Raw genomic sequence first — 3,591 nt, forward strand, 5'->3', positions numbered from 1 at the left:
TCGAGAAGAACGTCGGCCTGCTGGCCCTGTTCATGGTCCTGGCCGTCTCCATCGGCGGCCTGGTGCAAATCGTCCCGCTGTTCTTCCAGAACGAAGTGAACGAGCCGGTAGAAGGCATGAAGCCCTACACCGCCCTGCAACTGGAAGGTCGTGACATCTACATCAAGGAAGGCTGCGTGGGCTGCCATTCGCAGATGATCCGTCCGTTCCGCGCGGAAACCGAACGCTACGGCCACTACTCGGTCGCCGGTGAGAGCGTCTGGGACCACCCCTTCCTGTGGGGTTCCAAGCGGACCGGTCCGGACCTGGCCCGCGTCGGCGGCCGCTACTCCGACGACTGGCACCGTGCGCACCTGTACAACCCGCGCAACGTCGTGCCCGAGTCGAAGATGCCCGCCTATCCCTGGCTGGTCGAAAACACCCTGGATGGCAAGGACACTGCCGCCAAGATGAAAGCGCTGCGCACCCTGGGTGTGCCCTACAGCGCCGACGACATCGCAGGCGCACGTGAAGCCGTACAAGGCAAGACTGAAATGGACGCCCTGGTTGCCTACTTGCAGGTTCTGGGCACCTCTATCAAGAACAAACGGTAACGCATGATGGACATCGGGACGCTTCGTGGCCTCGGCACCCTGCTGGTGTTCGTAGCCTTTATCGGCGTGGTCCTCTGGGCCTATAGCGGCAAACGCAAGCCCAGCTTCGACGCGGCAGCCCAGCTGCCCTTCGCTGACGACGCCCAGACCCCATCGGCTTCTCAACAGGTATCCAGGAGCAATCACCAATGACCACGTTCTGGAGTTGGTACATCACCATCCTCACCATCGCCACCCTGGTGGCGCTGCTTTGGCTGGTATTCGCCACCCGCAAGGGTGAACCCAAGGGCGGCACCGACAAGACCATGGGCCACTCTTTCGATGGCATCGAGGAGTATGACAACCCACTACCCAAGTGGTGGTTCATGCTGTTCATCGGCACCATCGCCTTCACTGCTGTCTACCTGGTGCTCTACCCGGGCCTGGGCAACTGGAAAGGCATTTTCCCTGGCTACGAAAACGGCTGGACCCAGGTCGGTCAGTGGCAACGTGAAATGGACAAAGCTGACGCGCAATATGGGCCGATCTTCGCCAAATATGCCGCCATGCCCATTACCGAAGTAGCCAAGGACGAAGCAGCCATGAAAATGGGCGGTCGCCTGTTCTCGACCTACTGCGCCATCTGTCACGGTTCGGATGCCAAGGGCTCCATGGGCTTCCCCAACCTGACCGACAAGCACTGGCGCTGGGGCGGTGAGCCGGATGCCATCCAGGCCTCGATCCTCAACGGCCGCCTGGGCGTAATGCCCGGCTGGGGCGCGGTAATCGGCGAAGAAGGCGTGAAGAACGTAGCCGCTTACGTGCGTCAGGATCTGGCCAAGCTGAAACTGGCGGACGACGTACAGGCCGACCTGGGCAAAGGCAAAGAAATCTATGCCACCAACTGCTCGGTTTGCCACGGAGCCGAAGGCAAGGGCATGCCCATGCTGGGCGCCCCCGACCTGACCAGCCCGGCTGGCTGGATCTACGGCACCAGCATGGCTCAACTGCAACAGACCATCCGCTATGGCCGCAACGGCCAGATGCCCGCTCAGGAACCCTACCTGGGTGCGGACAAGGTGCACATCCTGGCCGCCTACGTATACAGCCTGTCGCAACAGGCCGAAGCAGGCGCTCAGTAAGTGTTACCCCGGTGGCAGGCTACGGCCTGCCACCCACCCCTTCCCTGATCCAAGCCCCTCCCCGCGCGACAAAATGCCGCAGGCCTGGCAAAACTTGCTCAAAAACAAGGCAAGTGTTCTAAGCTGATGTCAGTTGCCACCTCGACAACAGCAAGGCAACCCCTTTCTTCGCGCGTCATGCAACAGGCTGAAAAGCTTCGGCTAAGCTGCAGAAAACACCTATGAAAAAAACGACCGATCCGCTGGATCAGCCGTTCTGACTGGGTGTTTGCGTTGCATTGGCAACCTGCTTTCTCCATACTGCCGCCGCTTTTTTGCCCCTAAAAACCTCCATTAACCGTGGAACCCCTAGCATGAGTACAGCAATCAGTCAGACTGCTTATAACTATAAGGTGGTTCGCCAGTTCGCCATTATGACGGTGATCTGGGGAGTCATCGGGATGGGTCTCGGTGTTCTGATTGCCGCACAATTGGTGTGGCCAGAGCTGAACCTGAACTTGCCTTGGACCAGTTTCGGGCGTCTGCGCCCATTGCACACCAACGCGGTGATCTTCGCCTTCGGCGGCTGCGCACTGTTCGCCACGTCCTACTACGTGGTGCAGCGCACTTCGCAAACCCGCCTGATCTCTGACGGCCTGGCTGCCTTCACCTTCTGGGGCTGGCAAGCCGTGATCGTGCTGGCTGTGATCAGCCTGCCCATGGGCTGGACCAGTTCCAAGGAATACGCCGAACTGGAGTGGCCGATCGACATCCTCATCGCCGTCGTCTGGGTGAGTTATGCCATCGTGTTCTTCGGCACCATCGTCAAGCGCCAGACCAAGCACATCTACGTAGGCAACTGGTTCTACGGCGGTTTCATCCTCACCGTAGCGCTGTTGCATATCGTCAACAACCTGGAAATCCCGGTGACCTGGTTCAAGTCCTACTCGATCTACTCGGGTGCGACGGATGCCATGGTGCAATGGTGGTACGGCCACAACGCCGTAGGCTTCTTCCTGACCGCCGGCTTCCTCGGCATGATGTACTACTTCGTGCCCAAGCAGGCCGGTCGCCCGATCTACTCCTATCGTCTGTCGATCGTGCACTTCTGGGCACTGATCAGCGTCTACATCTGGGCAGGTCCGCACCACTTGCACTACACCGCCCTGCCCGACTGGGCACAGTCGCTGGGCATGGTGATGTCGCTGATCCTCCTCGCCCCGAGCTGGGGTGGCATGATCAACGGCATGATGACCCTCTCGGGTGCCTGGCATAAGCTGCGTACCGATCCCATCCTGCGCTTCCTGGTGGTTTCCTTGGCCTTTTATGGCATGTCCACCTTCGAAGGCCCAATGATGGCGATCAAGACCGTGAATGCTTTGTCGCACTACACCGACTGGACCATCGGCCACGTACACGCTGGCGCACTGGGCTGGGTAGCCATGATCTCCATCGGCGCCATGTATCACCTGATCCCCAAGGTGTTCGGCCGCGAGCAGATGCACAGCATCGGCCTGATCAACACCCACTTCTGGCTGGCAACCATCGGCACCGTGCTGTACATCGCTTCGATGTGGGTCAACGGTATCGCCCAAGGCCTGATGTGGCGTGCAATCAACGATGACGGCACCCTCACCTACTCCTTCGTCGAAGCACTGGAAGCCAGTCATCCGGGCTACATCGTACGTGCCATTGGCGGTGCCTTCTTCGTCATCGGCATGCTGTTGATGGCCTATAACACCTGGCGCACCGTGCGCGCGGCCAAGCCGGCCGAATATGACACCGGCGCGCAAATTCCTGCTGGAGTTGCCCACTGATGAAACAGCATGAAGTAGTCGAGAAGAACGTCGGCCTGCTGGCCCTGTTCATGGTCCTGGCCGTCTCCATCGGCGGCCTGG

At 59.8% G+C, this 3,591-nt stretch carries 4 protein-coding genes and 1 pseudogene; all 5 read left to right on the top strand.

What is annotated here, in order from left to right:
- Window positions 1-593 (top strand): cytochrome-c oxidase, cbb3-type subunit II (gene ccoO, locus CW360_RS15335; protein ID WP_101192526.1); only part of this gene is annotated, 593 nt, incomplete at its 5' end.
- 6 nt (window positions 594-599) lie between these two features.
- On the top strand, window positions 600-785 hold the full coding sequence (locus tag CW360_RS15340; protein WP_101194303.1) for a cbb3-type cytochrome oxidase subunit 3: 186 nt from the start codon (window positions 600-602) through the stop codon (window positions 783-785).
- Window positions 782-1,714 carry a cytochrome-c oxidase, cbb3-type subunit III gene (gene ccoP / locus CW360_RS15345; protein ID WP_101194301.1) on the top strand — a complete coding sequence of 311 codons (933 nt, stop codon included), beginning with the start codon at window positions 782-784 and terminating at the stop codon, window positions 1,712-1,714. Before CW360_RS15340 ends, ccoP begins: the two co-directional genes overlap by 4 nt.
- Before the next feature lie 353 nt (window positions 1,715-2,067).
- Window positions 2,068-3,510, top strand: a complete 1,443-nt coding sequence (gene ccoN / locus CW360_RS15350) for a cytochrome-c oxidase, cbb3-type subunit I (RefSeq protein ID WP_101194302.1) — start codon at window positions 2,068-2,070, stop codon at window positions 3,508-3,510.
- Window positions 3,510-3,591, top strand: a pseudogene (locus CW360_RS15355) (cytochrome-c oxidase, cbb3-type subunit II); the annotation flags it as partial. The gene ccoN and the pseudogene CW360_RS15355, both read left to right, overlap by 1 nt.

The sequence above is a fragment of the Pseudomonas fluvialis genome, from assembly GCF_002835605.1.
GTDB classification, from domain to species: Bacteria; Pseudomonadota; Gammaproteobacteria; order Pseudomonadales; family Pseudomonadaceae; genus Aquipseudomonas; species Aquipseudomonas fluvialis.

What these genes read in the sequence shown, in the direction of transcription:
- CW360_RS15340 (WP_101194303.1), top strand. Translation starts at nt 600, where the DNA reads ATGGACATCGGGACGCTTCGTGGCCTCGGCACCCTGCTGGTGTTCGTA.
- ccoP (WP_101194301.1), top strand. Translation starts at nt 782, where the DNA reads ATGACCACGTTCTGGAGTTGGTACATCACCATCCTCACCATCGCCACC.
- ccoN (WP_101194302.1), top strand. Translation starts at nt 2,068, where the DNA reads ATGAGTACAGCAATCAGTCAGACTGCTTATAACTATAAGGTGGTTCGC.